The organism is Endozoicomonas sp. ONNA2 (assembly GCF_024606365.1).
In the GTDB taxonomy this organism is placed as follows: domain Bacteria; phylum Pseudomonadota; class Gammaproteobacteria; order Pseudomonadales; family Endozoicomonadaceae; genus Endozoicomonas.
In genome coordinates this window covers 1-1,485 of sequence record NZ_JAHHPO010000622.1, presented here as the reverse complement: position 1 = coordinate 1,485, position 1,485 = coordinate 1, and the positions used below count along the sequence as shown (strand labels likewise).

Genomic DNA, 1,485 nt, shown 5'->3' with positions numbered 1-1,485 from the left:
TGTCACCGCCGCCCGGATCAGTGGTGGTCTGGTGGATGTGGATACCCTGAATGTCAACAGCCGGACACTGCAGCACAGTTACCAGGGGCTGGGAGCCGCCCAGGCAAGTTCCGTCGGGATTGCCGGGGTGGTGGGTATCAGTCGCTCCTATGAGATGAACATTGCCACGGTGGATAGCAATGTTAAAGCCAACGATGTGGTGATTGGTGCCAGCCTGGAAAATGTCAGCGATGACGATGCCGCCCTGGAGATGAAGAGCTTTATTGTCGGCCTGGGTGGCACCAGTGTGGTTATCAACTACACCGATGCCCGCAGTGAGAACCGGGTGGTGGCTGGTATCAACTCCGCTGAAGGTGATGATACCGGTGACCTGCAGGTAACCGCCAGGGACAGTACGGAAATCCGCCTGGGTGATGTGAGCAGTGGCAAACCGTCGTCTGTTACCGATGGTTCGCTGAATATCAATATTGGTGCTGCTGCCATCGGTGCCAGTGTCGGCTATGCCGGGAAAAATGGCGATATTGATGCCTGGATCGGCGAGCAGGGCAAACTGATCGATGGCTATAACAACATGACCCTGTCTGCTGTCAATGAGGGTATGGTCAAGAGTACAGGCTTTGCCCTGGCCGGTGGTCTGCTGGCGGGTGTTCAGGGGGTGGTGACCTCTGCCCATGATGACTCTGACGTTAATGTCACCGTTTATGGCACGATAGGTACGGGTATGGGTGTGGTTAATGTCAATGCCCAGTCAGCACCCAGCCTTTACTCCAGTGCCTATGGCGTGACCGTGGCTGCCGGTGGTGCCATGGGTGGCTCGTTTGCTTATGCAACCACAGAGACCAGGGCCCAGGCCGAAATTGCGAATGGTGCCATTTTTAATGGCAACGGTAAGGTGGTTGTCCGCTCTGAAACGGGCAGCGGTAACGATGGCTATGAAACCGCCTATGCCGCCGCCTTTGCCGCGTCCGGTGGCCTGCTGGCCGGTATTGCCGGCAGTGAAGCCCGGGCGACCAACCGTTCACAGTCCGTTGCCAAAGTGGGTGATGGGGTATCCATTCCTTATTCAGATTTTTCCGTTTATGCCCGCCACACCGGTGTTCAGATTGCCGATGCGGATGGTTATTTTGTCGGTCTGGTGGCTGGCGGTTATCAGACGGGTGTAGCTCAATCCTTTACCTCTGCCCGGGTTGAATTTGGCAAAGACCCTATTGCTGCACTGGAGCGCACCGGTGATCTGATTCTGGACGCCAACAGTTTCAACCAGAACCAGAGCTTTACCACCGCCGGTGGTGGTGGTTACTACGCAGGCAGTGCTGCAGAGTCAGTGATGGATGCCGGTGATTATGGCAGCGGCCAGTATTCGGCAGCGGTGCTGGTGGATGACTGGTCCAATGGTTACCGGGTGCTGCCGGTAGACGCCGGTGGTGTTTATATTTCCGCCGCCAGCGAAACCGAATTTTTCACCTGACTGTAGCTGGCACTTCG

At 56.4% G+C, this 1,485-nt stretch carries 1 protein-coding gene; it reads left to right on the top strand.

Features of this window, described 5'->3' with window-relative positions; all coding sequences use genetic code 11:
* The coding region (locus tag KDK14_RS10930) for a hypothetical protein (RefSeq protein WP_257265142.1) at positions 1-1,468 on the top strand (1,468 nt) is incomplete at its 5' end.
* Positions 1,469-1,485 lie beyond the last annotated feature (17 nt).